Annotated in this window: 21 protein-coding genes, 1 tRNA gene and 2 rRNA genes (1 of these 24 cut by a window edge); 18 read left to right on the top strand and 6 right to left on the bottom strand. The window is 36.6% G+C overall.

The features are described from left to right. The 3 genes from VHP32_11065 to VHP32_11055 form a co-directional block, all read left to right on the top strand. Positions 1-280, top strand: a 23S ribosomal RNA gene (locus VHP32_11065); it begins 2,642 nt to the left of the window's first position. A gap of 195 nt (positions 281-475) precedes the next feature. Further along, a 5S ribosomal RNA gene (gene rrf, locus VHP32_11060) occupies positions 476-590 on the top strand. 150 nt (positions 591-740) lie between these two features. Next, positions 741-3,059: a zinc-dependent metalloprotease family protein gene (locus VHP32_11055; protein ID HEX2788433.1), complete on the top strand. Its 2,319-nt coding sequence runs from the start codon at positions 741-743 to the stop codon at positions 3,057-3,059. A gap of 78 nt (positions 3,060-3,137) precedes the next feature. Here the strand turns inward: VHP32_11055 and VHP32_11050 are convergent, their stop codons facing one another. After that, on the bottom strand, positions 3,138-5,111 hold the full coding sequence (locus VHP32_11050; protein HEX2788432.1) for a T9SS type A sorting domain-containing protein: 1,974 nt from the start codon (positions 5,109-5,111) through the stop codon (positions 3,138-3,140). Between the two features lie 176 nt (positions 5,112-5,287). On the opposite strand from VHP32_11050, the gene VHP32_11045 reads away from it, so the two are divergent. The 9 genes from VHP32_11045 (at position 5,288) to dnaB (ending at position 12,523) form a co-directional block, all read left to right on the top strand. Continuing rightward, a tRNA-Arg gene (locus VHP32_11045) sits at positions 5,288-5,361 on the top strand. A gap of 30 nt (positions 5,362-5,391) precedes the next feature. Next, entirely contained in the window at positions 5,392-6,114 is a 723-nt protein-coding gene (locus tag VHP32_11040; protein HEX2788431.1) for an SDR family oxidoreductase, read from the top strand. Positions 6,115-6,119: 5 nt separating this feature from the next. Next, complete coding sequence (locus VHP32_11035; protein HEX2788430.1) at positions 6,120-7,073, top strand: LOG family protein; 954 nt, start codon at positions 6,120-6,122, stop codon at positions 7,071-7,073. Between the two features lie 54 nt (positions 7,074-7,127). Continuing rightward, the gene (locus VHP32_11030) at positions 7,128-8,009 is read left to right on the top strand and encodes a YicC/YloC family endoribonuclease (protein ID HEX2788429.1); all 882 of its coding nucleotides are present in this window, start codon (positions 7,128-7,130) and stop codon (positions 8,007-8,009) included. A 26-nt stretch (positions 8,010-8,035) separates the two neighbouring features. Beyond that, the gene (gene gmk / locus VHP32_11025) at positions 8,036-8,593 is read left to right on the top strand and encodes a guanylate kinase (protein ID HEX2788428.1); all 558 of its coding nucleotides are present in this window, start codon (positions 8,036-8,038) and stop codon (positions 8,591-8,593) included. An 80-nt stretch (positions 8,594-8,673) separates the two neighbouring features. Further along, on the top strand, positions 8,674-8,961 hold the full coding sequence (locus VHP32_11020) for a DNA-directed RNA polymerase subunit omega (protein HEX2788427.1): 288 nt from the start codon (positions 8,674-8,676) through the stop codon (positions 8,959-8,961). Positions 8,962-9,043: 82 nt separating this feature from the next. Beyond that, entirely contained in the window at positions 9,044-10,255 is a 1,212-nt protein-coding gene (gene coaBC, locus VHP32_11015) for a bifunctional phosphopantothenoylcysteine decarboxylase/phosphopantothenate--cysteine ligase CoaBC (GenBank protein HEX2788426.1), read from the top strand. Then, on the top strand, positions 10,252-11,055 hold the full coding sequence (locus tag VHP32_11010) for a uracil-DNA glycosylase (protein ID HEX2788425.1): 804 nt from the start codon (positions 10,252-10,254) through the stop codon (positions 11,053-11,055). The genes coaBC and VHP32_11010 overlap by 4 nt, the downstream gene beginning before the upstream one ends. A gap of 4 nt (positions 11,056-11,059) precedes the next feature. Continuing rightward, complete coding sequence (dnaB, locus tag VHP32_11005; GenBank protein ID HEX2788424.1) at positions 11,060-12,523, top strand: replicative DNA helicase; 1,464 nt, start codon at positions 11,060-11,062, stop codon at positions 12,521-12,523. Here dnaB and VHP32_11000 read toward each other — a convergent pair. Next, positions 12,520-12,990 carry a GNAT family N-acetyltransferase gene (locus VHP32_11000; GenBank protein HEX2788423.1) on the bottom strand — a complete coding sequence of 157 codons (471 nt, stop codon included), beginning with the start codon at positions 12,988-12,990 and terminating at the stop codon, positions 12,520-12,522. The genes dnaB and VHP32_11000 overlap by 4 nt on opposite strands. A gap of 81 nt (positions 12,991-13,071) precedes the next feature. Here VHP32_11000 and VHP32_10995 point away from each other — a divergent pair, with 81 nt between their 5' ends. The 6 genes from VHP32_10995 to cphA are packed head-to-tail and all read left to right on the top strand — an operon-like array spanning position 13,072 to position 19,593. Next, a complete protein-coding gene (locus VHP32_10995) occupies positions 13,072-13,947 on the top strand; it encodes an N-acetylmuramoyl-L-alanine amidase-like domain-containing protein (protein HEX2788422.1) in 876 nt (291 codons plus the stop codon). Between the two features lie 28 nt (positions 13,948-13,975). Next, positions 13,976-14,662 (top strand): glycerol-3-phosphate acyltransferase, encoded by a 687-nt coding sequence (locus VHP32_10990; GenBank protein HEX2788421.1) that lies wholly within the window; start codon positions 13,976-13,978, stop codon positions 14,660-14,662. Positions 14,663-14,689: 27 nt separating this feature from the next. Then, a complete protein-coding gene (locus tag VHP32_10985; protein ID HEX2788420.1) occupies positions 14,690-15,553 on the top strand; it encodes a transketolase in 864 nt (287 codons plus the stop codon). After that, positions 15,546-16,019 (top strand): protease complex subunit PrcB family protein, encoded by a 474-nt coding sequence (locus VHP32_10980; GenBank protein HEX2788419.1) that lies wholly within the window; start codon positions 15,546-15,548, stop codon positions 16,017-16,019. Before VHP32_10985 ends, VHP32_10980 begins: the two co-directional genes overlap by 8 nt. A gap of 13 nt (positions 16,020-16,032) precedes the next feature. Next, positions 16,033-16,908: a cyanophycinase gene (locus VHP32_10975; GenBank protein HEX2788418.1), complete on the top strand. Its 876-nt coding sequence runs from the start codon at positions 16,033-16,035 to the stop codon at positions 16,906-16,908. A 21-nt stretch (positions 16,909-16,929) separates the two neighbouring features. Next, complete coding sequence (gene cphA / locus VHP32_10970; GenBank protein ID HEX2788417.1) at positions 16,930-19,593, top strand: cyanophycin synthetase; 2,664 nt, start codon at positions 16,930-16,932, stop codon at positions 19,591-19,593. Positions 19,594-19,631: 38 nt separating this feature from the next. Here the strand turns inward: cphA and VHP32_10965 are convergent, their stop codons facing one another. The 4 genes from VHP32_10965 to VHP32_10950 form a co-directional block, all read right to left on the bottom strand. Next, positions 19,632-20,561 (bottom strand): isoaspartyl peptidase/L-asparaginase, encoded by a 930-nt coding sequence (locus tag VHP32_10965; protein HEX2788416.1) that lies wholly within the window; start codon positions 20,559-20,561, stop codon positions 19,632-19,634. An 84-nt stretch (positions 20,562-20,645) separates the two neighbouring features. Continuing rightward, positions 20,646-21,665, bottom strand: a complete 1,020-nt coding sequence (locus VHP32_10960) for a PorV/PorQ family protein (protein HEX2788415.1) — start codon at positions 21,663-21,665, stop codon at positions 20,646-20,648. Positions 21,666-21,812: 147 nt separating this feature from the next. After that, complete coding sequence (locus VHP32_10955; GenBank protein HEX2788414.1) at positions 21,813-22,814, bottom strand: glycosyltransferase family 4 protein; 1,002 nt, start codon at positions 22,812-22,814, stop codon at positions 21,813-21,815. Between the two features lie 19 nt (positions 22,815-22,833). Next, a complete protein-coding gene (locus tag VHP32_10950; protein HEX2788413.1) occupies positions 22,834-23,532 on the bottom strand; it encodes an FkbM family methyltransferase in 699 nt (232 codons plus the stop codon). Positions 23,533-23,631 lie beyond the last annotated feature (99 nt).

Below are 23,631 nucleotides of genomic sequence, written 5' to 3'. Positions count from 1 at the left end.
TGCAGGCGCAGGACAATTGCGAAGGCTCGCTCTTAGTACGAGAGGACCGGAGTGAACTGACCAATGGTGTACCAGTTGTCACGTCAGTGGCACCGCTGGGTAGCTATGTCGGGTTGAGATAAGTGCTGAAAGCATCTAAGCACGAAACTCGCTTCAAGATTAATTGTCCCTTCCCTTGTGGAAATAAGAGTCCAGAAAGATTATCTGGTTGATAGGCTGCAGGTATAAGCTCAGTAATGAGTTCAGCCGAGCAGTACTAATAACTCGAACGACTTGCCTTTTTCTTTTTCGTTATTGACAGCTTAAGTTTTTACAGATATGAGCTATCAATTATTTACTTGTTATAAGGTTACGATGAATATATTCCTAGCACTATTAAATTGATAAGTCCCAATTTTACTTGCAAAAGTAAAATGGGATACTGTCAGTTGAAAAAGTTTAATGAAGTTAAAAAACCAATCAATTTAATAAGTGTTCTGGTGATTAAATGTAAGGGAAACACCTCTTCCCATTCCGAACAGAGCCGTTAAGCCTTACATCCCTGATGGTACTACGTGGGCAACTGCGTGGGAGAGTAGGATTCGCCAGGCTTTTTTAAAAAACCCGTTTTGAGCAATCAGAACGGGTTTTTTGTTTTATGCTTTTCCTTTCCTCGTGATTTTTGAATTTTTTTCCGCTACTTTAAGTTCTTGTATTTTATGAGTACCCTAACCTAATTAAAAACAAACTACTTACCCTCAATGAAAAACTTCATTAAGATTAATTTTATTAAAATTTTATTACCTCTTTTTTTGATTCTTGTGTTTGTTGTTTTTGTTTCGATTAACAAAAGTAACGATGGAATCAGCTTCAAACCAACTTCCGTTTCAGCTTCAGTTACTTCTTCAACATCAACTTTATGGAGCGATGTAACTGAGAATGATTTTTCTCTAAAAGGTGAAAGAAGAATCATACCAAATTCATACAGAACTGTTAAGGCAGACATAAATTCTTTGGAAAATGTTTTGAGAAATGCTCCAAAAGAAAGAACATCAGCAGCACAAAACTCTCCGCTCATTATTGAGCTTCCTTTGCCATCAGGCGAGATGAAAAGATTTTCGGTTACGGAATATTCAATGATGGAGCCGGGTCTTGCAGCGCAATTTCCTGAAATAAAAACATTTAACGTCAAAGGCATTGATGACCCTTATGCAACCGGAAAGCTTGATATTACTCCGCAAGGATTTCATGCAATGGTGCGTTCTCCATTCGGTGATTTTTATATTGACCCTTACACCACAAACGAAAGAGAAATATATATCAGTTATTTTACAAAAGAGTCTAGGTCAAGCGAATTATTCGAATGCGGTGTTACCGAACATTCTACTGTTGCACCGGATTTTTCAGGCATCATAAGCAGCGGACCTGAACTGCGCACATACCGTCTTGCAAATGCATGCACGGGTGAGTATGCAGCATTCCACGGTGGAACAGTTCCGCTTGCCCAAGCAGCAATCGTAACTGCAATTAATCGTGTGAACGGTGTTTATGAAATAGATTTTGCCGTAAGAATGGTTTTGATTGCAAACAATACTTCAATAGTTTATACCAATGCAAGTACCGACCCATATACAAACAATAATGGCTCAACAATGCTTGGACAAAATCAAACTACATGTGATAATGTTATCGGATCAGCTAATTATGATTTCGGACATGTATTCAGCACAGGCGGCGGCGGTATTGCCGGCTTGAGGGTTATTTGTGTTGGCGGACAGAAAGCACGCGGAGTTACCGGCTTAGGCGCGCCAATCGGCGACCCATTCTATATTGATTATGTTGCTCATGAAATGGGACATCAGTTCGGCGGTAACCATACTTTTAACAGCACACAAAGTTCATGCAGCGGTAACAGAAATGCATCAACTGCATGGGAACCGGGAAGCGCATCAACAATTATGGGTTATGCAGGAATCTGCGGTGCATCAAATTTACAAAGCAATAGTGATCCTTATTTTCATACGGGAAGTTTTACTGAAATTGCAATATATACTCAGCTTCAGGGCGGAAATAGTTGTGCGGCAATAACAAATACCGGAAATACTCCACCTGTTATTACAATTCCGACAGGCGGTTGGACAATTCCGATTAGCACTCCATTTCAATTAACAGGTTCGGCAACAGATGCACAAACACCGAATACACTTACTTATTGCTGGGAGGAATTTGATTTGGGACCGGCAGGAACGCCTAATAGTCCATCAGGTAATGCACCGATATTCAGGTCATTTAATCCTGATACTGCGCGGACCAGATATTTTCCAAAAATGTCAAACATAGTAAACGGAACTCAGACAATTGGCGAGCTTTTGCCGACTTATTCAAGAACATTGACTTTCCGTCTGACTGTAAGAGATAATGCTGTTGCAGGCGGTGGGGTTGATTATTCCGAGCTTGCGTTCAGCGTTTCCAATGCAGCAGGACCTTTTACTATTACTTCACCCAATACTGCTTTAGTATGGAATCCGATAACACCATTCCCTGTATTATGGAATGTTGCGAATACAAATATTGCTCCGGTTAATTGCCAGAATGTTAATATACTGCTTTCAACAGACGGCGGATTTACTTATCCGACAACACTTGTTTCAAATACACCTAATGATGGAAGCCAGATTGTAAATCTTCCGATAATAAATACCACTACGGCACGCATAAAAGTTGAAGCTGCAGATAATATCTTTTTTGATATTTCAAATGCTAACTTTACTTTAACTAATCTCGTGACAGTTGGAAATAACGGAAGCGAAATTCCAAATGAATATTCTTTAATGCAAAATTATCCGAATCCGTTTAATCCGGCAACTTCGATTAAATTCGGATTACCAATGAGTTCAATGGTGAGTTTAAAAATTTACAACTCTGCAGGTCAGGTTGTTAAGACATTAGTTTCATCTGAATTGACTGCAGGGTATTATGATGTAAGTTTTGAAGCATCAAATCTTGCAAGCGGAGTTTACTTCTATGAGTTAAGAGCAGGAAATTTTGTTGAAACCAAAAGAATGGTGTTAGTAAAATAATTTTTTAAAATTGTTTAAACTAAAAAGCCATCTTGAATCATCAAGATGGCTTTTTTTTACAACTAAATATTTAAGTTCCTATTTAATCAATAACATCTTCTTTGTCTCGGTAAAGTTATGTCCTTCGAGGCGGTAGAAATATGTTCCGCTTGATAAACTGCTTGCGTTAAATTCTACAAGATAACTTCCCGGATTTTTTACTTCATTAACAAGTGTCTGAATTAATCTTCCCGTTATGTCAAAGATTTTCAACTGTACTAATCCTGAAACAGGAACTGAATAGTTTATCCTTGTTGTCGGGTTAAACGGGTTCGGATAATTTTGTCCGAGTTTGAACGAAGAAGGAATGATCGAACTTACAGGGTCATTACCGACAAGCGAGCAATCAACTGAATCCGTCAGGACGAACATTCTTGTTGTCTGAACGGTTGAAGGCCAGAAGCCGCCCGGTATGTAAACTCTTGCTTTATTATTCACAATAGCCGAAGAAATGACTCCCCAATAATTAGATGCTGAGTTTGAACCTCTGCCAGAGAGCATTTGCGGAAGCCAGGTTGAATCTGTAATATTCCAGATATAAATTGAATCCTGAGCCGCAGCTCCCGGTGTAGTCTCACCTGAAACAAAATAAAATCTATTATTAATTGCAGTTCCACCGGGACGGGAATTTCCTGTTCCACGGACAGGAACATCGGTTTTCTGGCTCCATGTGATTGATTCCGGAGTTGCTCCTATTGTTCCTACCCAGAAATCTTTTCTGAATGTTCCTGAATAACCTGCCGCTACAAATAATTTATTTCCTTCAATGCCGCCTGCAAAACTTCTTCTGCCGTTGGTAGCGGGAATAGAATCGGTTGCGCGTGACCAGCTGTCTGAACCGGGTCTGTAAATCTGGATACCACGATAATAAGTTGACCATCCGCCCATCATGCAGAATATAACGCTATCTCCCCAGCATTCAGCAACGTTTCCTGTAACGGGAGTAGGAATGTTTGCAACTGTTGTCCAACCTGCAGCAGGTGTATATTTATATGTAACATTATTTGCTGCACCTGTCATTGTTGCAGCTCCGCCGCCTATATAGTAAAGTGCATTTCCGCATTTAACCATATCACCTGCAACTTTTGGTCCGGGTAAGTCTCTTCCTGCGCTCCATGTTCCGGAAGTTATTGAATATCTTGTAACCGTTGTGCTTGCATTTGGATTCGTTCCGGCGCCTGTAATTATTGAACCGCCTGCAATATAAAGTGTATCTCCTAAAATTGCAGAAGCATGACCACCCAGTGCTCCTCCTGAGTATTGCGGAATCAATCCGAAGTCACAGACTTTTGTAGGGTTGATAACCGTCGGCGCAGGATTAAGCTCAACGTTCCATGTCGCAGCAATTTCTGAAGCACTTACAGCTCTGCTGTAAAATCTGAACTCATCAATTAACGCGCCTACAGGTATGCTTGCTGCAGTTCCGTAGCTTCCGACCTTGAACGGAACAATAGCGTTAAGGTTTAAAGGACTTTGAGCAACAGCCGATTGAAATACACCGTTCACATAAGTTCTGACTTCAGGAACAGTATTATCATAAACGAAGTGAATTACGTTAGGTCCCGGTAATACTCCGGTCACGTTCACATTTGTAAAATTATTTGCACGTAATGTAATATTTCCGGCGCCTGCAGCTCCGTTTGTAAAGCATCGGAAGCTGGTAGTAATATCATTTCCGAAAAGATAAACTGTTGTGGTCGGCATATTGCTTAACCAAAGTGAAATTGTCCAGCTTGAAGTACCTAAATTCATATTCCATCCGGAATTAACGTAGGTATTTGAACCTGTACCGCCGTTTCCAACTAAAGCATTTCCGAATTGACCACCGGGTCCCATTGTGTTGTTAACCAACTGTGCATCAGGAGTGCCCTGACCGGGTATAGCTAAATTCGGTGTAGTAGTTGTTCCTGTATTAAACTTGTAATAAAGTATTTCAGGAACGGTTTGTGAAAAAGAAGTTGAATTAAAAACAAAAACTAAGGAAAGGATTAAAAAGAATTTTACTAATTGCATTTTACCCCCTGGGTTAATTTTTTAAGAATCTATAAAGATAGACAATATCATAAAAAAATACAAAGCAACATATCGGCTTTCTAACCGGATCGATTATTATTTACAATTTTGTATTTACATAAAAACACCTGATTTTACACTGAATTAAAAAGGTATATTAGGTATATTTAATGTCTGCCCCCGTAGCTCAGGTGGATAGAGCAGCAGTTTCCTAAACTGCGTGTCGGATGTTCGAGTCATCCCGGGGGCACAGAGCTTTTTTAAAAGATTTTTGAACAATATGAACAAAATTGCACTTATAACAGGCGGTGTAAGGCGTTTGGGGAAAGATATTTCAATTTCTTTATCCGAAATTGGTTATGATTTAATTGTTACCTATAATAAATCAAGCAAAGCTGATATTGATAGTTTTAAAAAAGCTGTTAAAACTAAAGTTGATTTAGTTAAATCCGATGTTTCTAAAGTTTCTGATATTAAAAAGCTATTTAAGCATATAAATAAAAATTATAAGAGCTTGAACCTTCTCGTTAACAACGCAGGAATATTCAGGCACTATGATTTTTTTGAAATAACGGAAAAAGATTTTGATGATTTTATTAATACAAATCTTAAAGGAACATTTTTTTGTGCGCAATTTGGAGCCGAATTTATGCTAAAAACAAAATCGGAAAATCCGCAGATTATTAATCTTGCTTCGCTCGGAGGCATTCAGAACTGGACGGGGTATATTCCTTATTCAGTTTCAAAAGCGGGAGTTATAAAATTGACTCAACAGCTTGCAAAACGTCTTGCGCCGGATATATTAGTAAACTCGATTTCACCGGGAACAATTGTGATTGAAAATGATAAAAATGAAACAGTGAATTTTAATGAAATGAAAAAATATCCGGTTAAAAAATTCGGAGAGGCGCGTGATATAACTTCTTTAATAAATTTTTTAGCGACTGAAAATAAATTCATAACCGGACATAATTTCATTGTTGACGGAGGAAAAACATTATAAAGCTTATGAGAAACGAGAAAAATACAAATAATCCCAAAGACATGAAAAGTGAGATAAAGAACGATATGAAGAAAAATAATTTGATAAAAGCTGACAAGAAACCTAAGCAGCAGAAAAAAGAAGAAGTTATAAAAAAATTAGCTAAAGCACCCAAAGCTTATGCAAATGAAAAATTCATTGCATCACCATCTGCAAGGATTCTGAGAATACTTGCAGAGTATATCGAACCTCATGAACGGTTCCGAAAGTATAACATCAGGCACACAATTGTTTTCTTTGGTTCAGCAAGGATTAAATCAAGAAAGGAAATAACAGATAAACTCGCAAGTCTTAATAATGAAATTAAGTCCGTAAAAGGAAGCGACAGGACACGCATTCAGCAGGATATTTTGAAAGCTGAAGTCGAATATGAAATGTCAAAGTACTATGAAGATACTGTCGAGCTTGCATATTTACTTACCAACTGGGCGAAAAGCCTGAAGAAGCCGAACAAGTTTGTCGTTTGTTCAGGCGGAGGACCGGGAATTATGGAAGCCGCAAATCTTGGCGCTGCAAAGGCGAAGGGCTTTTCAATGGGACTGAATATTTCGCTTCCGTTTGAACAGTATCCCAATCCGAACATTTCCCCTGAATTGAATTTTGAGTTTCATTATTTTTTTATGCGAAAATTCTGGTTTGCATATCTGGCAAAAGCGCTTGTTATAATGCCGGGTGGTTTCGGAACTATGGATGAGCTTTTTGAAACACTCACGCTTGTGCAGACAAATAAGCTTCACAAAAAAATGACAATTGTTGTTTACGGCACAAAATTTTGGGAGCACATAATTCAGGTTGATGAGCTTGTAAAATACGGAATGATAGATAAGGAAGATTTAAAGCTCATGAAATTTGTTGACACACCCCAGGAGGCATTTGAGTATCTTACCCGGGAGCTTACAAAAAATTATGTAGTAAAATAAATAAAGAAAGAAGTCATTCCTGCGCAGGCAGGAATCCCATTACGTTTTAAGAATATGATTTTAAGCATGACAGGCTTCGGCAAAGCCGAAGAAAAATTAGGAACATCGGTTTATTCGGTTGAGATTAGGTCTGTGAATAACAGATTTCTTGAATTGTTTTTTAAATACCCTAAATATCTTTCATCGAAAGATTTTGAGTTGAAAGAAGTTGTAAAGAAAAAAATCACAAGAGGAAAGCTGAATATTAATTTAACAATCAACGCTGAGACCGAAAACGACCCGCATCTGAAATTCAACGATGAGTCAGTTAAAAACTATTTTCAGTTTCTAAAAAATCTTAAAAAAACTTTAGGGCTTAAGGAAAAAATTAAATTAGAGCACATTCTTCATTTTACGGATATAATGGGTCTTGAGGAAGAATATACGCTTCAGGAAGATGAGTTTAAGTTTATTCTGGATTTGCTTAATAAGGCTCTCGATGATATTCTTACAATGAAAAAGAAAGAGGGCGATTACATAAAAAATGATTTTTTTAAGCGTCTTGAGTTCATAGAAAATGAAGCTGAAGAAATAAAAAATCTTTCTAAGCAGAATATTGACGAAGAGAAAGAAAAGATTCTCAAAAAAGTGATTTCGATTTTAAATGATAATACTCTTGTAAGTGAAAAACGCATTGAGATGGAAATTGTAATGCTTGCTGATAAGCTTGATATAACCGAAGAATGCATTCGTCTCGAAAGTCATATAAAATATTTCAGAGAATATTGTGATTCTCAAGAGCTTGCAGGGAGAAGACTGAACTTTTTATTGCAGGAAATGAACCGTGAGATAAATACGATGGGCTCTAAATCGCTTGATGCTTCAATATCGCAAAAAATTTCAGTAATGAAAGAGGAGCTCGAGAAAATCCGCGAACAGCTTCAAAATGTTGAATAAACCATTAATAACTATAATTTGAAAAGATGTTATATGTAATATCTGCTCCTTCCGGCGCAGGCAAAACAACAATTACAAAAGAAATTTTAAAAAATAATCCGGACATTCAATTCTCGATTTCTGCGACGACCAGAGAAAAAAGGGAGAACGAAGTTGACGGACGGGATTATTATTTTTTATCAAAAGAAGATTTTGAAAATAAAATTAAGAACAACGAGCTTATTGAATACGAAAAGCTTTACAATAATTGTTATTACGGAACTTTGAAATCGGTTGTTGATAAATCCATTGCAGAAAATAAAGATATCATTTTTGATATCGATGTTAACGGCGCGCTGAATCTGAAAAAATTTTATAATGATAAAGCAGTAACGATTTTCATAAAACCGCCGGATCTGGGTACTCTCAAACAAAGATTAACTGACCGAAAGACTGAAAGTTCATTGCAAATTGAAGAAAGATTGAAACGGGTTGATATGGAAATGTCAAAAACGGACAAATTTGATTATATCATTGTAAATAAAGAACTTAATGATGCTGTTCATCAGGTTCAGGCGATTATAAATAATTGTAAAAATAGATAATTATCCATAAAAATTGCTTTTGAATTTCTCATAAAAAAAAGTTAATTTTATAATTCACAGAACGAAATCTAAATATATTTATGTCAATACAAACATTAGACCTTAATAAATTCGAGAAAGACGTTGATAACGTTTATGAAGGTGTTGTCATTGTTTCTAAAAGAGCAAGACAAATCAATGATGAAATTAAGATGGAGCAAAACCAGCGTCTTGAACCAATAATTGCAAAAGAAACTGAAGACGATACAATTATGAATCAGGATAAGATGAACATTTCTCTTGAGTTTGAAAAAAGAGAAAAGCCGACACAGGAAGCAGCTGATGAGTTTATGAATGAAGAGTTGAATTTCAGATACAGAGACGAGTAATTCCGCAAATGCGGTTTTTAAATCTTAACAGGGACGTAAGTCCCTTTTTTATTTGTAAAAATTTTTATTGTATTGTGTTGTAATGAAGAATAAAAAAATTCTTATAGGAATATCAGGCGGAATAGCTGCATATAAAACCTGCGAGCTTGTCCGCTTATTCATAAAAGCCGGTGCTGAAGTCAGAGTAATAATGACGCCGTCTGCAACAAAGTTTGTTTCTCCTTATACGCTTTCAGTGCTTTCCAAAAATGAAGTTCTCATAAATTTATTTCCCGAAACGGAAGACTTTTCTAAAGTCGAAAAAGTCGATACAAAAACTTCTCACGTGAATTATGGTCTATGGGCTGATTTATTCATCATCGCTCCTGCAACATGCAATACAATCGGGAAAATTGTTACAGGCATAAGTGACAATTTATTGCTTACGACTGTTTTATCTTCACGCTGCCCTATAATGATTGCACCTTCTATGGATGACGATATGTTCAAACATCAGGTCATTCAGAAAAATATTTCAAAGCTTAAAGAGCTTGGTTACAAAGTATTACAGCCTGAGCAAGGCGAGCTTGCAAGCGGTCTTTACGGCTACGGCAGAATGCCCGAACCGCAGACAATTTTCGACGAAGCGCAGAATTTTCTCTCAAAAAAAAAAGACTTAACCGGTAAAAAAGTTCTGGTAACTGCCGGTCCGACTGTCGAGTACATCGATGCCGTCCGTTATATAACAAATCCCTCTACAGGCAAGATGGGCTTCGAAATTGCCCGAGCGGCGCAGGAACGCGGCGCTGAGGTAACGCTCATAACAGGTCCGGTTAGCTTAAATTCTCCCGAAAATATTAAAAGAATTGACGTTAAGTCTGCAGATGAAATGTTCAATGCGGTAAAATCTAATTTTAAAAAAATAGATTATGTCATAATGAGCGCGGCTGTTGAAGATTTAAAGCCTGTTGCATCAATAAATAAAAAACTCAAAAAAGAAAATTTGGATAAAAAGTTTTCGTTTGAATTTGAAAAATCGGTTGATATATTGAAGTATCTGGGAGAACATAAAAACGGATATAAGCTTGTCGGGTTTGCTCTTGAGACCGACAACGAGTTAAAAAACGCGAAAGAAAAATTAACAAAAAAGAATTTAGATTTCATAGTTTTAAATAACCCGAATGAAAAAGGCGCGGGATTCGGTCACGATACCAACAAAGTAAAGCTAATCGATAAAAAATCCGTTACAGACATTCCTTTGAGTTCAAAATATGAAGTTGCTAATAAAATACTTGATAAACTTTTGAAAAAATGAGTGAGACTAACGATATTTTAAACAAGATCGAAAATTATTTTAATTACATTAAAGATAAAAATTTATTAATATTTAGTAAGGAAGTTGAGAGTTACGAAAAGTTTTTAAATTCTAAATTCGAATACACTCCTCAATACACTCAAAACGATGAAACTTCACAAGAAAAGATGTCGGATGTAATTAGCGAAAAGCAAAGTGATTTTTCAAATATTCGAGTTTGTGATGAAGATTGGAAAAATGCAAAAACTTTAGATGAGCTTAAGGAAAAGATTGAGGAATGCAAAAAATGCGATTTATGGAAAACAAGAACTAACTTTGTTTTCGGGACAGGAAATCCAAAAGCAAAAGTTGTAGTAGTCGGCGAAGCACCAGGTGCGGAAGAGGATAAGCAGGGAAAACCTTTTGTCGGCAGAGCGGGACAGCTTCTCACTCAGATTTTGGCATCGGTTGGTTTTGACAGGGAAGAGGTTTTTATATGTAATGTTTTGAAATCACGACCGCCTGAAAACAGAAACCCGCTGCCTGAGGAAATAAAAGCTTGCGAGCCGTATCTGATTAAGCAACTCGATATAATAAAACCAAAACTGATTTTATGCGTCGGTACATTTGCTGCACAAACTTTATTAAAAACAAAAGATTCACTCGGGAAAATGCGAGGTTCATTTCATACATATAACGGCATTCCATTGCTCGTTACGTTTCATCCTGCAGCATTGCTGCGAAATCCGAATTGGAAAAGACCGACATGGGAAGACGTTCAGCTTTTCAAAAAGGAATATGATAAAATAATGGCTAACTGAATTTATGAAAAAGAAATACATGAAGAATGGATTCAATGAAATAAACGAATTCAATGAAATTGAATTCCGGGAGAAGCACGGCAAAGGGGCTCCGAATTCCGTAGAGCTTGAGCATAGAATTTTAGGTGCTGTTATGATTGATGACCAGATTTTTGGCGAACTTAGCCAGATTCTTGAAGCAAGACATTTCTTCAATAAAAAGAATGGACTCATTTTTCAGGCAATGCTTAATCTTGACAGCCGTAAAGAGCCAATGGATATTAATACGATTAAGGAAGAACTTAAACGCATTGATAAAAATGATTCTGTTGATGTTGAATATTTAATTGACCTTACTGAAATTACTTCAACATCTGCAAATGCTTTACAGCACGCTCAGTATGTTCTCGAAAAATTTCTTTTGAGAAGCTTGATTCATACCGCATCAGGTATAATTGAGAAATGTCTCGACCCGACAGTTAATACATTTACGGTTCTCGATGAAGCTGACCAGCAGTTTCTCGATGTTTCCGCAACACTTAATAAGAAAAAAGTTATTTTAGTAAAAGATGAGCTCAGCAGTATCATTGCAGAGCTTGCCGACAGACGTGCAAATAAAACAGTAACAGGAGTGCCGACAGGGTATCACAAGCTTGATGAGACGCTTGGCGGCTTTCAAAAATCCGAATTAATCATTATTGCGGGACGACCTTCACACGGTAAAACAGCACTTTCAATAAACATCGCGCGCAATGCGGCAGTAGAACACAAAAGGAAAGTAGCAATTTTTTCTCTTGAGATGTCATTCAGGGAGTTAATGTACAGATTGCTTGCATCGGAAGCCCGCATCAACGGAAAAAATTTAAAACTCGGAAAATCTTCGCAGGAAGACTGGCGCAAGCTTCAGAATTATTTTTCGAATTTAAATACTGATATATTTATTGATGACACAAGCTTGATGTCGATTACAGACATCCGGGCAAAAGCGCGCCGTCTTAAAAAAGAGCAGGACATTGAACTTCTTGTTGTTGATTATTTACAGCTTGTCCGCGGACCATCGGATGTTGAAAGACGCGAACTCGAAGTCGGTTATGTTTCGCGCGGATTAAAAGCACTTGCGAAGGAGCTTGATATTCCTGTTGTTGCATGCGCGCAGCTTAACCGTTCCATTGAACAGCGCGGAAAAGAAAAAACTCCGCAGCTTTCCGATTTGAGGGAGTCGGGTTCTATCGAGCAGGATGCTGACGTTGTTATGTTTGTTAACAGACCTTATATGAATTTAATAGGTCAGTTGGATTTTACAGCAAAGGAAGATTTGGAAAAATTCCACAGAGCTGAAATTATCATTGGAAAAAACAGAAACGGTCCTGTTGATAGTTTAAGATTGGTATTCTTGCCTGAGTTTGCGAGATTTGAAAATCCTGTTATGCGGGAACCGCTTGAAGTGAATATTCCTGTGCCTGATGCAGACGACGAAGCACCGTTTTAAAGTTCCAATCTGTACCAAGTCCATTCATTCATTGGCTTTGCGCCAAGCTTGTTATAAAATTCAATTGCATTGACGTTCCAGTTCAGCACGCACCACTCCATTCTTCCGCATTTATTTTTTTTGGCAATATCTTTCAATTCTTTTAAAAATAATTTTCCGATTCCTTCACTTCGGTATTTTTCAGTTACAAAAATATCTTCGAGATATAAAGTTTTTAAAGCTTTAAAAGAAGAAAAAGTAAAAAAATAAAATGCATATCCTAATATTCCGCCTTTTTTATCTGCCACTAAAATTTCAAAAGAAGGATTTAAGCTGAAAGCTTCTTTTATAAGACGTTTCCGGGCTTCTTCATTTGGCGGTTCAAGCTTTTCAAATTCAGCAAGCTCTATTATAAGTTTGATAATATTTGCCTTATCATGCGGTTCGGCGCGTCTTATTTTAACATCTTTTAAAGCTGTTTTGGTCATTTATTTTGATTTTGTATTTTATTTTATCTTATAACAAAATAATATATTTCTTATTTTTATTAAATTTTTAAATTAATATTTATGTCTAAGAAATTCTTTCTTTTAACAGCACTTCTTTTGGGATTTGTTTTGCTGAATTCCTTCCGGTTATTGCCTCAAAGTAATTTATATGATGATTATGAAGATATGAAGTGCAAAAAAATTCTCGCAAAATTGGATATGAGTTTAAAAACTCAGCCCATTGATGCTGTGATTGCTGAAGTCGGAAAAGTTTTTTTAGGAACTGAGTATGTAGCAGGAACTCTTGATAAAAATAACAAAGAAAATTTGGTTGTGTATGTTACAGGGCTTGACTGCGTAACGTTTGTCGAAAATGCACTTGTGATGTCACGAATGATAAAAAAAGGGCAATCAAGCTTTGAGGATTACAAAAAAGAACTTGAATATATTCGTTACAGGAATGGTGTAATGGACGGTTATCCATCTCGACTTCATTATTTTACCGACTGGATTTATGACAACCAGCAAAAAGGAGTTGTGAAAGACATCACTCAGGAAATCGGGGGTGTTCCTTATAAAAAGAACATTGATTTTATGACTACTCACGTTGGTTCATATAAACAACTCGAAAATAACCCTGAAGCTGTTCAGCAGATGCAAATATTTGAGAATTTAATGAATGCAAGAGACCTGTATTATATTCCAAAAGGTGAAGTCGATAATTATTATGATAAGCTGCAAACAGGTGACATCATTGCAACGACAACTGATATCGGCGGACTTGATGTAACTCATACGGGTTTCATTTACAAAGATGAAAACGGCAGGACAAAATTTATGCACGCGAACATTAAAACAAAAGAAGTTATGATTACCGATGTTGAATTAAAAGAATATCTTGCGGGCAATAAAAAGCAAACAGGGATTATTGTTGCTCGTCCTCTTGAAGTGAATTAATAAATTCTCTCTGTGAGAAGTCATTCCCGTGAAAACGGGAATCCCATTCGTGTTAATATTGATGACTACTGACGTTGTTCTTAATTATATTTTAATTTGTGTTCTTTGTTATCTGATTGGCGCAATCCCGTTTGCGCACATTCTTGTTAAAAAAAAACATAAGCTCATTATAGCTGAACTTGGCAGCGGAAATGTCGGTGCAATGAATACGTTTGAAGTTACTAAATCCAAAGCAACCGGAATAAGTGTTTTTTTGTTAGATTTTCTTAAGGGGTGTATTCCTACTCTGATATTAACTGAAGTTCTGATATTAAGTTTACCTTTAATTATATTACCTCTTTCTTTAATCGTTCTCGGACATAATTACTCAATATTCCTGAAATTCAAAGGCGGACGCGGCTTAGCAACTGCTGCGGGGATTTTTTTAGTAATAAATTTTTTATTAGTGATAGTATGGTGTCTCATTTTTGTCATTACTACGAGAATTAAAAAAAATGTCCATATAGGAAATGTCGTCGCATCTTTTCTGATGCCTTTTCCTTTACTCATTGCTCAGAATTTTTTCTATAAGTTTACTTATGGCTCTGGGGAAATTGGCAGCATTAAGCTCACTATAGAATTTCTATTTATCTTAAGTTCCTCAATTTGTTTAATTATATTATTGAAGCACGTTCAGCCGGTTGTTGAATTAATAAAGCAAAAACTTAATAAATAATACTAATTATCATCAAATAATCATTAAATGAATACCAATCCCAAATTAAAATCCGTTGATGAATTGAATGAAATGGCTCGTCAGATAAGACGCGACATAATAAATATGCTCTTAATTTCTCAGTCAGGGCATTCAGGCGGTCCGCTTGATATGGCTGATATTTTTACTGCATTATATTTCAGCGAGATGAACTTAAATGAAAAAGAACCCTATTCATCTGAGAGAGATTACTTCTTTTTATCAATCGGACACATTGCACCCGTTTGGTATGCAACTCTTGCAAGAAGAGGTTTCTATCCGCTTGAGGAAATGAAAACATTGCGACAAATCAATGGAAGATTACAGGGACACCCTGCGCCATTGAAAACTCACGGACTTCCCGGAGTTGAGATTGCATCGGGCTCACTGGGACAGGGTCTTTCAATTGCAGTTGGTGCAGCGCTTGCTTTACGTCTGGATAAAAAACCAAATTATGTTTATTGCGTGAGCGGGGATGGTGAGCTGCAGGAAGGACAAATCTGGGAAGCAGTAATGACTGCTGCTCATCATAAGATTGATAATATCACTTATATAATAGATAAAAATGATTGTCAGATTGATAATCGTGTTCAGAATGTTCTGAACTTAGACCCGATTGCAGATAAGTTTGCTGCGTTCAACTGGAAGGTTTATGAAATCGACGGTCATAACATGCAGGAAGTTATTGATACATTAAAAGAAGCAAAAGAATTCAAAGGAATGCCTAAAGTAATTATTGCAAAAACTTTCATGGGCAAAGGGGTTTCATTTATGGAAGATAATTATAAATGGCATGGCGTTCCGCCGAATAAAGAGCAGGGCGAGCAGGCATTAAAAGAATTAGCCACGACAAAATATGGTGATTTTGTATAAAACATTAAATTTTGTTTTTATTATTACAGTGATTTTTATTGTTCAGAGTTGTTCATCTTCCATGCAAAGAGAAAAAATCGGATTTACCGTTCTTGCATCCGGAGGCAATAGTGGTTATGAAGAAAAAGAACGATTAAAAATAACCAACAAGGCTGATTTTCAGAAAATGTGGGACAGGGTGTACGTAAACTTTTCTGAGAAACCCCCGCTTCCTGATGTGAATTTCAACAATCAGATGGTAATAGGCGTTTTTTACGGTCAATATCCCAATGGCGGGAGTTCTATTTCGGTAAAATCTGTTGAGATGTATGAGACTATGATAATGGTGAAAATTGATGAAGTAACTCCCGGTCATAATTGTGTGACAACGGATGTTTTGACACAGCCGTTTCAGATTATAAGGATTCCAAAAGTAATGGTTCCCATTAACTATGCAACTGAGCAAGTAATTAGAAAATGTGATTAACTTAATTGTATAAATGGCAAAAACGAAATCAACTAAGAAAAAGACAGCGTTAAGAAAAACAAAGAACGGATTTAAAGGCGGAAATATTCTGATAATAGGCGGTGCCGAGGATAAGCTTAATGAAATGCATATTCTCAAAAGATTTTATCATCTCACAGGCGCTTCAAATGCATCGATTTTAATCATCCCAATTGCCTCCGACTTCCCTGAAGTTGCTGCAAATATCTATAAAACAATTTTTAAAAATTTCGGTGTTAAAAACGTTAATATATTTTATAAAACTTCTGCCGAGCAAGTAAGAAAAGTTAACGCAAAAAAAATTCTTGATGGAGTAACGGGAGTTTTTCTTACAGGCGGCGACCAGCTGCGTCTCAGCACCATACTTGGCGGAACTGAATTTGAAAAACTTCTTAAAGAAAAAATTCATCATGGACTTACCATAGCCGGCTCAAGCGCAGGTGCGGCAAGCATAAGCGCATATATGATAACAAGAGGCGAGCCGAAAGATACTCCTTCCCAGGATACAATAAGAATAACGCCGGGTCTGGGAATTCTGGAAAACATAATCATAGACCAGCATTTCACACAACGTGCGCGGATAAACAGATTGATTACTGCAGTTAGTTATAATCCTAAAAATCTCGGAATAGGTATTGATGAAAATACCGCTATACATATAAATCCCAATGGCGACCTTGAAGTTTTAGGAAGCGGGACGGTGACAATCATAGACGGTAAAGATGTTACGTTCAATACCATATCGGAAGTAGATGAACATCAGCCGTTTGCAGTCATAGGTTTAAAAATCCATGTGCTGAACAATTCAGTCAATTTTAATATTAATACACACAGACCCTCCAAAAACAGTCTGATTTATTATCAGCTTTAATAAAAATTGTAACAGTTACTTATGAAAATTTTAGAAATCAGAGCCCTGAGAGGACCAAACTTCTGGAGTATCACACGTCATAAAATTATCCAGATGGTTCTTGATATTGGAGATTATGAGCAAAAACCAACCAATGAAATACCGCAATTTCTAGAAACTCTTAAAGAAGTGATGCCTTCGCTTTATTCTCACAGATGCAGTTACGATGAAGAAGGAGGTTTTTTTAAGCGCGTAGAAGAAGGAACTTGGGCAGGTCATGTGATTGAACATATTGCCCTTGAAATGCAGACTCTCGCAGGGATGGATACGGGATTTGGCAGAACACGTGAAACTGCAAAGAAGGGTGTTTATAATGTTGTTTTTAGTTACGTTGAAGAAGCGGCAGGAAAATATACTGCAGAGGCATCAGTGAAATTATTTGAATTGATTGCTGAAGGAAAGCCTGTTAAAGACATCAATGATGTTTTAAAAAATGATATTCAGAAGCTTCGTGAAATCAGAGAAGATGTTCGCTTCGGACCAAGCACAGGTTCGATTGTTAATGAAGCAGTCTCGAGAGGAATTCCATATATACGTTTAAGCAATGATTCGCTTGTCCAGCTTGGTTATGGAATTCATCAGCAAAGAATTCAGGCAACGATAACAGGAAACACAAGCCAGATAGCCGTTGATCTTGCCTGTAATAAAGAAGCAACAAAAAAAATCCTTGATAATATGGGAGTGCCGGTACCCAAGGGTTATAAAATCAGAAATGAATCGGAACTGTCCGATATAATTGAAAACATCGGATTTCCCGTTGTAATAAAACCCCTTGACTCTAATCATGGAAAGGGAATCACAGTTAATGTCGGCAATCTTGAAGATGCTAAGACAGCTTTTAAATCAGCAAAGAGACATTCAGATTCTATTATCATAGAGCGATTTCTGAGCGGGAAAGATTTTCGCGCGCTTGTGATTAATTATAAACTGGTTTCAGTAGCGGAAAGAACTCCGGCTTATGTAAGCGGCGATGGTAAATTATCAATTAAAGATTTAATTGCAAAAGAAAACGCTGACCCAAGGCGGGGATATGGTCATGAAAAAATTTTAACACAGATAACTATTGATCATCAGACATTAAGAATTCTTGAATTCAAAGGTTACTCACTTGAAACAATTCTGAAAGATGGTGAAATATGTTATCTGAAATCAACTGCAAATCTTTCAACAGGCGGAACTGCCATTGACAGAACCGATGAAGTTCATCCGGATAATATTTTTATGTTTGAAAGAATTGCAAAAATAATCGGTCTTGATATCGCGGGCATAGATATAATTGCGCCTGATATTTCAACACCTCTAATCGAAAATGGAGGCGGAATAGTTGAAGTCAATGCAGCTCCGGGATTTCGCATGCACCTTGCGCCTTCTGAAGGTCATGCAAGAAACGTTGCAGATCCTGTATTGAGTATGCTTTTCCCGCCGGGAAGAGCTTCACGAGTTCCTATAATTGCTGTTACGGGAACAAACGGAAAGACAACAACAACAAGATTAATTGCGCACATATTAAAAAACATAGGTTACACAGTAGGTTTCACGACTACAGAAGGGGTTTATATCGGAAACCGCATGGTGGAACCGGGTGATAACACAGGACCATGGTCCGCACAGCTTGTTTTGCGCGACCCTGCAGTAGAAATTGCTGTGCTTGAATCCGCCCGCGGAGGAATTTTACGCGCAGGTCTCGGTTTTGATAGCTGTAATGTTGGTGTTGTCCTGAATGTGACTGCAGATCACCTTGGACTTAAAGACATTAACGATCTTGAGGATATGGCACGCGTAAAATCGGTTATTCCTGCTTCAGTCGTTAAAGAAGGTTATGCCGTTCTTAATGCAGACGATAAGCTTGTTCTTGCAATGCGTGATGAGCTTAAATGCAATGTTGCACTTTTTAGCATGGATGAGAATAATCAAGACGTCATTGAACATACAAAGAACGGGGGCATTGCCTGCATACTTGAAAATAACTGGATAACGTTAATTAAAGGTCAATGGAGAATTCGTGTCGATAAAGTAATTAACATTCCTATCACGTTTGAAGGTAAAGCTGCTTTCATGATCCAGAATGTTCTTGCTGCAACTCTTGCATCTTATATTTTGCGCAATGTAACAATTGAAGATATAAAATTCGGATTAAATTCATTTATGCCGTCGACATCCCAAACACCGGGAAGATTAAACTTGATAGATATTGGTAACTTCCAGGTGCTTATTGACTATGCACATAATCCTGCGGGAATGGAAGCGCTCAGCAAGTTCATTGCAAAGCTTGATAATAAAAATAAAGTATGTTTATATGCAGGAACAGGAGACAGAAGAGATGATGATATAATATCTATGGGTAGACTTATTGGTAAAATGTTTACTGAAATCATTATAAAAGAAGATAAAGACCTGAGAGGAAGAGAACACGGAGAAATTCCAATGTTATTGATGAAAGGAATTGAGGAAGTAGCTCCTAAAATACCGGTTAAAATAATAGAAGATGAAGTTGAAGCCATTAATTATGCTTTGAAGAAAGCAAAGAAAGGTGATTTAGTTGTGATATTCCCTGATAAGACTACTGAAGTGATAAAGATGGTTAATGAATATAGAGATAAGCTGAATACGGTTAACGTTGACCAGACTGATATACCGAATTTATAACTCTTTGTCATTCTGAGCTAAGCGAAGATTCCCTTAAGTTATTTATAAATTTTTATTTCTACTTCCTGTCCGGTTTTTACAAAGCCCCGATACATCCCTTCGCTATTAAACGGCATAACAATATTGCAATCTGTATCGATTGCAATTAACCCGCCATCACCATCTATGCCGGTTAATATTTTAAAAATATATTCATCCGCTGCTTCTTTCAAAGATAGTTTTTTATACTCCATTAAAGCGGCAACGCGATAAGCAGCAACAGTTCTCATAAAATATTCGCCTGTTCCCGTGCATGAAACTGCGCAGGTTTTATTGTCCGCATAAGTTCCGGCACCGATTATTGCAGTGTCACCGATTCTTCCGTATTTTTTGTTTGTCATTCCGCCTGTTGAAGTAGCCGATGCGAGATTGCCGTTTGCATCAACTGCCACAGCCCCGACTGTTCCTTTTTTCATATCCTTTTCTAACGTATGATCTAAAAACGCTTTGCCTGATTCTTTTGCTTTTTGAAGCTGTTTATAGCGATGTTCGGTATGAAAATATTCATCTGATGCAAATTCAATATTGTTAAGCTTTGCAAATTCGTCTGCTCCCTTAGTGCTCATCATAACAAACTCACTTTTTTCCATTACTGCTCTTGCAAGTAAAATCGGATTTTTGACATTTGTAACTCCGCATACAGCTCCGGCTTCGAGATTTTTCCCATCCATAATCGTAGCATCCATTTCGTGTTTTTCATCATTTGTATAAACTGAACCTTTGCCTGCATTAAATAAAGGATTATTCTCGAGTTCAATCACTGAAGCGGTTACCGCATCAAGAGCACTTCCTCCTTGCTCCAGAATTCTCCATCCTGTAATCAGACTGTTATTGAGACCTTCTGTATATTGTTTTTCCTTTTCATCGGTCATTGCAGATTTTAAAATTGTCCCTGCGCCGCCGTGAATTGCTATCCCTATTTTTTTCATTATGTATGTAAAATAAAAACGCCTTGTTAATTTAATTATTAACAAGGCGTTTTTAAACTCAATTAAAAATTATTTTATTAACTCTTAATGTCTCTGGAATTTTTCTTCTTCTAAAGTAAATGTTAATGAAATTCTGTGTGTGTTTCCTAAATCTTCCGTGCCGTCAAACTTTGCAAATGAGTAATCGATATTGATTTTAGGAAGCTGGACACCTGCTCCTAAAGTTAAATTCCCCAGGTCATTATACCCCGTTCTGATGCTGAATAAATTTTTGAATGTATATTCAATACCAGCGTGCATATCGAATGATACTGGACCTAAGTGCGCATTCGCAGATTCCTGTCTGTTTTCAAATCTAACGTCGAAATCCAGTGCCGGAGTTATAACACCGCTAAGAAAATCAAACTGATATGCAGTTCCGATTTTCGCAGTCGGCTTAATTAGCTCCTTTTTTCCTGTTGACCATGAGAGATATGTAGTAGTTAAGTCCTGTAAATTGGCGCCGAGATAAAATCTACCGAAAGGATTGTAAGAGAAACCAACATCAAGACCAAGACCCCATGCCGATTCTTCGGCAATATTTCTTCTGATTACTTTCAAGTTTGCTCCGTATGAAAATGCATCAGAATGTCTTTTCGCATAAGTAACATAAAACGCATAATCGGTTGTGCTGAAATGTTTAATTTTGTCAGGGTCAAGACGCTCACCCGGATCAAGAACACCGTTTCCGTTTAAATCGATTAACGCTTCGCGTGTATCAGGAATGTCATCAATACCCATTCTGATAACGCTCAGACCAAGTGACGCTTCCTTTCCAAAAGGAATACCGACAGAGCCGTAGTCATAATTAACAAGACTTCCGAATCTTTCGTCGTGCATCAATGAAAATTGCGGGTAATTTATTTTGGAGAGTGATGCAGGATTCCAGTAACCGGCTGTTACATCATTAACAAGTGCAACATATGCTCCTCCCATTCCGAGAGGTCTTCCGCCAACACCTATTGCAAGAAACTCACCTGCATATTTATCCTGAGCTCGTGCTTCAGGTTTTACATTAAATAGAAACGTTACAACTAACGCTGAAATAATTAATTTATATTTCATTTTTCTTTTCTTTTAACTTAGCAAACGGTATCCTAAATCTTATAAGCTCCTATTTAATTTTAACTAATATTTTCAATATACGCATTTAAGTCAAGACTGATTTTAATGACGAATTATGTCATTCCCGCGAAAGCGGGAATGACATTCTTATATAAACTTCTCAAGTATTTGCTTAATCTTTTCCTTGCGAACATTATATGAAAAAAGCTCTTTTATCCTTTTAGGACCTTCTGAATTTAATTTTTTATACAATCCTTCATCATTCATCAATTTTCGTATTCCGGTTGCAATTTCATCAATGTTATTTGCATCAACCATGACAGCCAAATCACCTGTAACTTCGGGAACTGCCCCATTCGGGCTGGTTACGACAGGGGCTCCACAAAGCATACTTTCTGCAATTGCCATTCCAAATCCTTCAAAATCTGTCGGTTGAACATAAATTTTACAGTTTTTATAGTGTTCAATCTTCTCGGAATCGGGAATTCTGCCCAAAAATTCGACTCGGTCATTTATATTCAAATTATCGACAATTTGTTTCACACCTAAATAACCTTTATCGTCTGTTCCGCCTGCAATTTTAAGCTTTAAATCAGGGAACTCATCTTTGAGCAAATTAAATGCTTTTATAATTTCTTTTACCTTTTTTCGCTCTACATTAACTTCTGTCAAATGCGTAACCGTAAAAAGGTAGTTTTGCCTGTCCAATCTGTTATGCGAATATTTCGTTTCATCGATGCAATGATATAAATAAATCGGGTTTTTAGCTTTTAGAGTTTTAATTCCTTCAAACTCAATTTTTGATGTTGCAATCTGCAAATCGGAATTGCGCAAACAGTACTTTATCATTGTGCGGATATAAAAAGGTCGTGCAAAATATCCCTGAGTTGACGGATCGGTATAATGCAGATTGCCAATCATTATTGTTGGCTTCTTGAATTTCTTTGCATGTCTTAAAGCGATTATACCCGAAGACCACCACCAGATAAAATATAAATCAACGTCATCAGGAATTTGTTTTGCGCTTTCACAAATTACAACTTCATATCCGAGTTCTTTAAAAATTTTTATGTCGTTGGTATAGTAATCGGAAGTCTTATAATGATTTTTGGTAAGTATATGATTGGCAAAGAAACAAATTTTTTTCATATCGTTTAATCGTTATATCTTATGATTTTGCATACAATACATCCAACTGTGAAAGTTCACCGTTGTCCAATAAAAAATCCAGCATCTTTACAGGTTTAAATCCATTGTTAATTAAATATGAATCCAAATCGTTATATAGAATTTGGTTTTCATAATATTTTTTGAAACTTACTTCGGAGAGTATGTAATTTATTTTGTTCAAAGAATTTTTACTGCCTTTTAAAACTTCAAGCTCAAATCCCTGAACATCCATTTTGAGTAAAATGCTACCGTTTAGTTTTATCGTGCCATTATCAACAAGAGTATCCAGTGTTGTAAGGTCAACATTATATTTATCCTTAACTTTGCTGTCGAAACTTTTAAGCACCGAATTTATATGAGAATCTTCATATTCAATAAACTCAATTGATTTGGTTTCGCTCCCTAAAGCCATATTGAAAGATTGAAATCCCGATATGCCAGTCATAGTTTTATTTAACTCACCGAAAGTCGATTTTGTCGGCTCAAAGGAATAAACCTCAGCTTTTTCATAAAAAATCTTTGATGCAAATGCAAATTGTCCGCGGTTAGCCCCAACATCAATAATAGTATCTAATTTGATATTATTTTTATGAATCTGATAAATTATATTATAAGAAGCCAGGGATACCTTTTTGGTGAGATACTTAGTTCCCCCGAATTTTATAAACTTATTTAATTTAATTAATAAATTTAGCATTAAACATTTTAAACATTTAAGTTATTTTATTATTTATCTAAAATATAGCAAAAATAATAAAAATTGGCTGTTTTGAACGAAGTATATAATTTATTAATG

The organism is Ignavibacteria bacterium, from assembly GCA_036262055.1.
Taxonomy (GTDB): Bacteria; Bacteroidota; Ignavibacteria; order Tepidaquicellales; family Tepidaquicellaceae; genus DATAJP01.
The sequence above is the reverse complement of the archived record's forward strand: the minus strand, read 5'-3'. Positions and strand labels throughout refer to the sequence as shown.

Coding starts and splice junctions, on each gene's coding strand:
- VHP32_11010 (HEX2788425.1), top strand. CDS start 10,252: ATGAGTGAGACTAACGATATTTTAAACAAGATCGAAAATTATTTTAAT.
- VHP32_10995 (HEX2788422.1), top strand. CDS start 13,072: ATGTCTAAGAAATTCTTTCTTTTAACAGCACTTCTTTTGGGATTTGTT.
- VHP32_11035 (HEX2788430.1), top strand. CDS start 6,120: ATGAGAAACGAGAAAAATACAAATAATCCCAAAGACATGAAAAGTGAG.
- dnaB (HEX2788424.1), top strand. CDS start 11,060: ATGAAAAAGAAATACATGAAGAATGGATTCAATGAAATAAACGAATTC.
- VHP32_10975 (HEX2788418.1), top strand. CDS start 16,033: ATGGCAAAAACGAAATCAACTAAGAAAAAGACAGCGTTAAGAAAAACA.
- VHP32_11040 (HEX2788431.1), top strand. CDS start 5,392: ATGAACAAAATTGCACTTATAACAGGCGGTGTAAGGCGTTTGGGGAAA.
- VHP32_11050 (HEX2788432.1), bottom strand. CDS start 5,111: ATGCAATTAGTAAAATTCTTTTTAATCCTTTCCTTAGTTTTTGTTTTT.
- VHP32_10950 (HEX2788413.1), bottom strand. CDS start 23,532: ATGCTAAATTTATTAATTAAATTAAATAAGTTTATAAAATTCGGGGGA.
- coaBC (HEX2788426.1), top strand. CDS start 9,044: ATGAAGAATAAAAAAATTCTTATAGGAATATCAGGCGGAATAGCTGCA.
- VHP32_11055 (HEX2788433.1), top strand. CDS start 741: ATGAAAAACTTCATTAAGATTAATTTTATTAAAATTTTATTACCTCTT.
- VHP32_11030 (HEX2788429.1), top strand. CDS start 7,128: ATGATTTTAAGCATGACAGGCTTCGGCAAAGCCGAAGAAAAATTAGGA.
- cphA (HEX2788417.1), top strand. CDS start 16,930: ATGAAAATTTTAGAAATCAGAGCCCTGAGAGGACCAAACTTCTGGAGT.
- VHP32_10985 (HEX2788420.1), top strand. CDS start 14,690: ATGAATACCAATCCCAAATTAAAATCCGTTGATGAATTGAATGAAATG.
- VHP32_10955 (HEX2788414.1), bottom strand. CDS start 22,814: ATGAAAAAAATTTGTTTCTTTGCCAATCATATACTTACCAAAAATCAT.
- VHP32_10965 (HEX2788416.1), bottom strand. CDS start 20,561: ATGAAAAAAATAGGGATAGCAATTCACGGCGGCGCAGGGACAATTTTA.
- VHP32_11000 (HEX2788423.1), bottom strand. CDS start 12,990: ATGACCAAAACAGCTTTAAAAGATGTTAAAATAAGACGCGCCGAACCG.
- gmk (HEX2788428.1), top strand. CDS start 8,036: ATGTTATATGTAATATCTGCTCCTTCCGGCGCAGGCAAAACAACAATT.
- VHP32_10960 (HEX2788415.1), bottom strand. CDS start 21,665: ATGAAATATAAATTAATTATTTCAGCGTTAGTTGTAACGTTTCTATTT.
- VHP32_11020 (HEX2788427.1), top strand. CDS start 8,674: ATGTCAATACAAACATTAGACCTTAATAAATTCGAGAAAGACGTTGAT.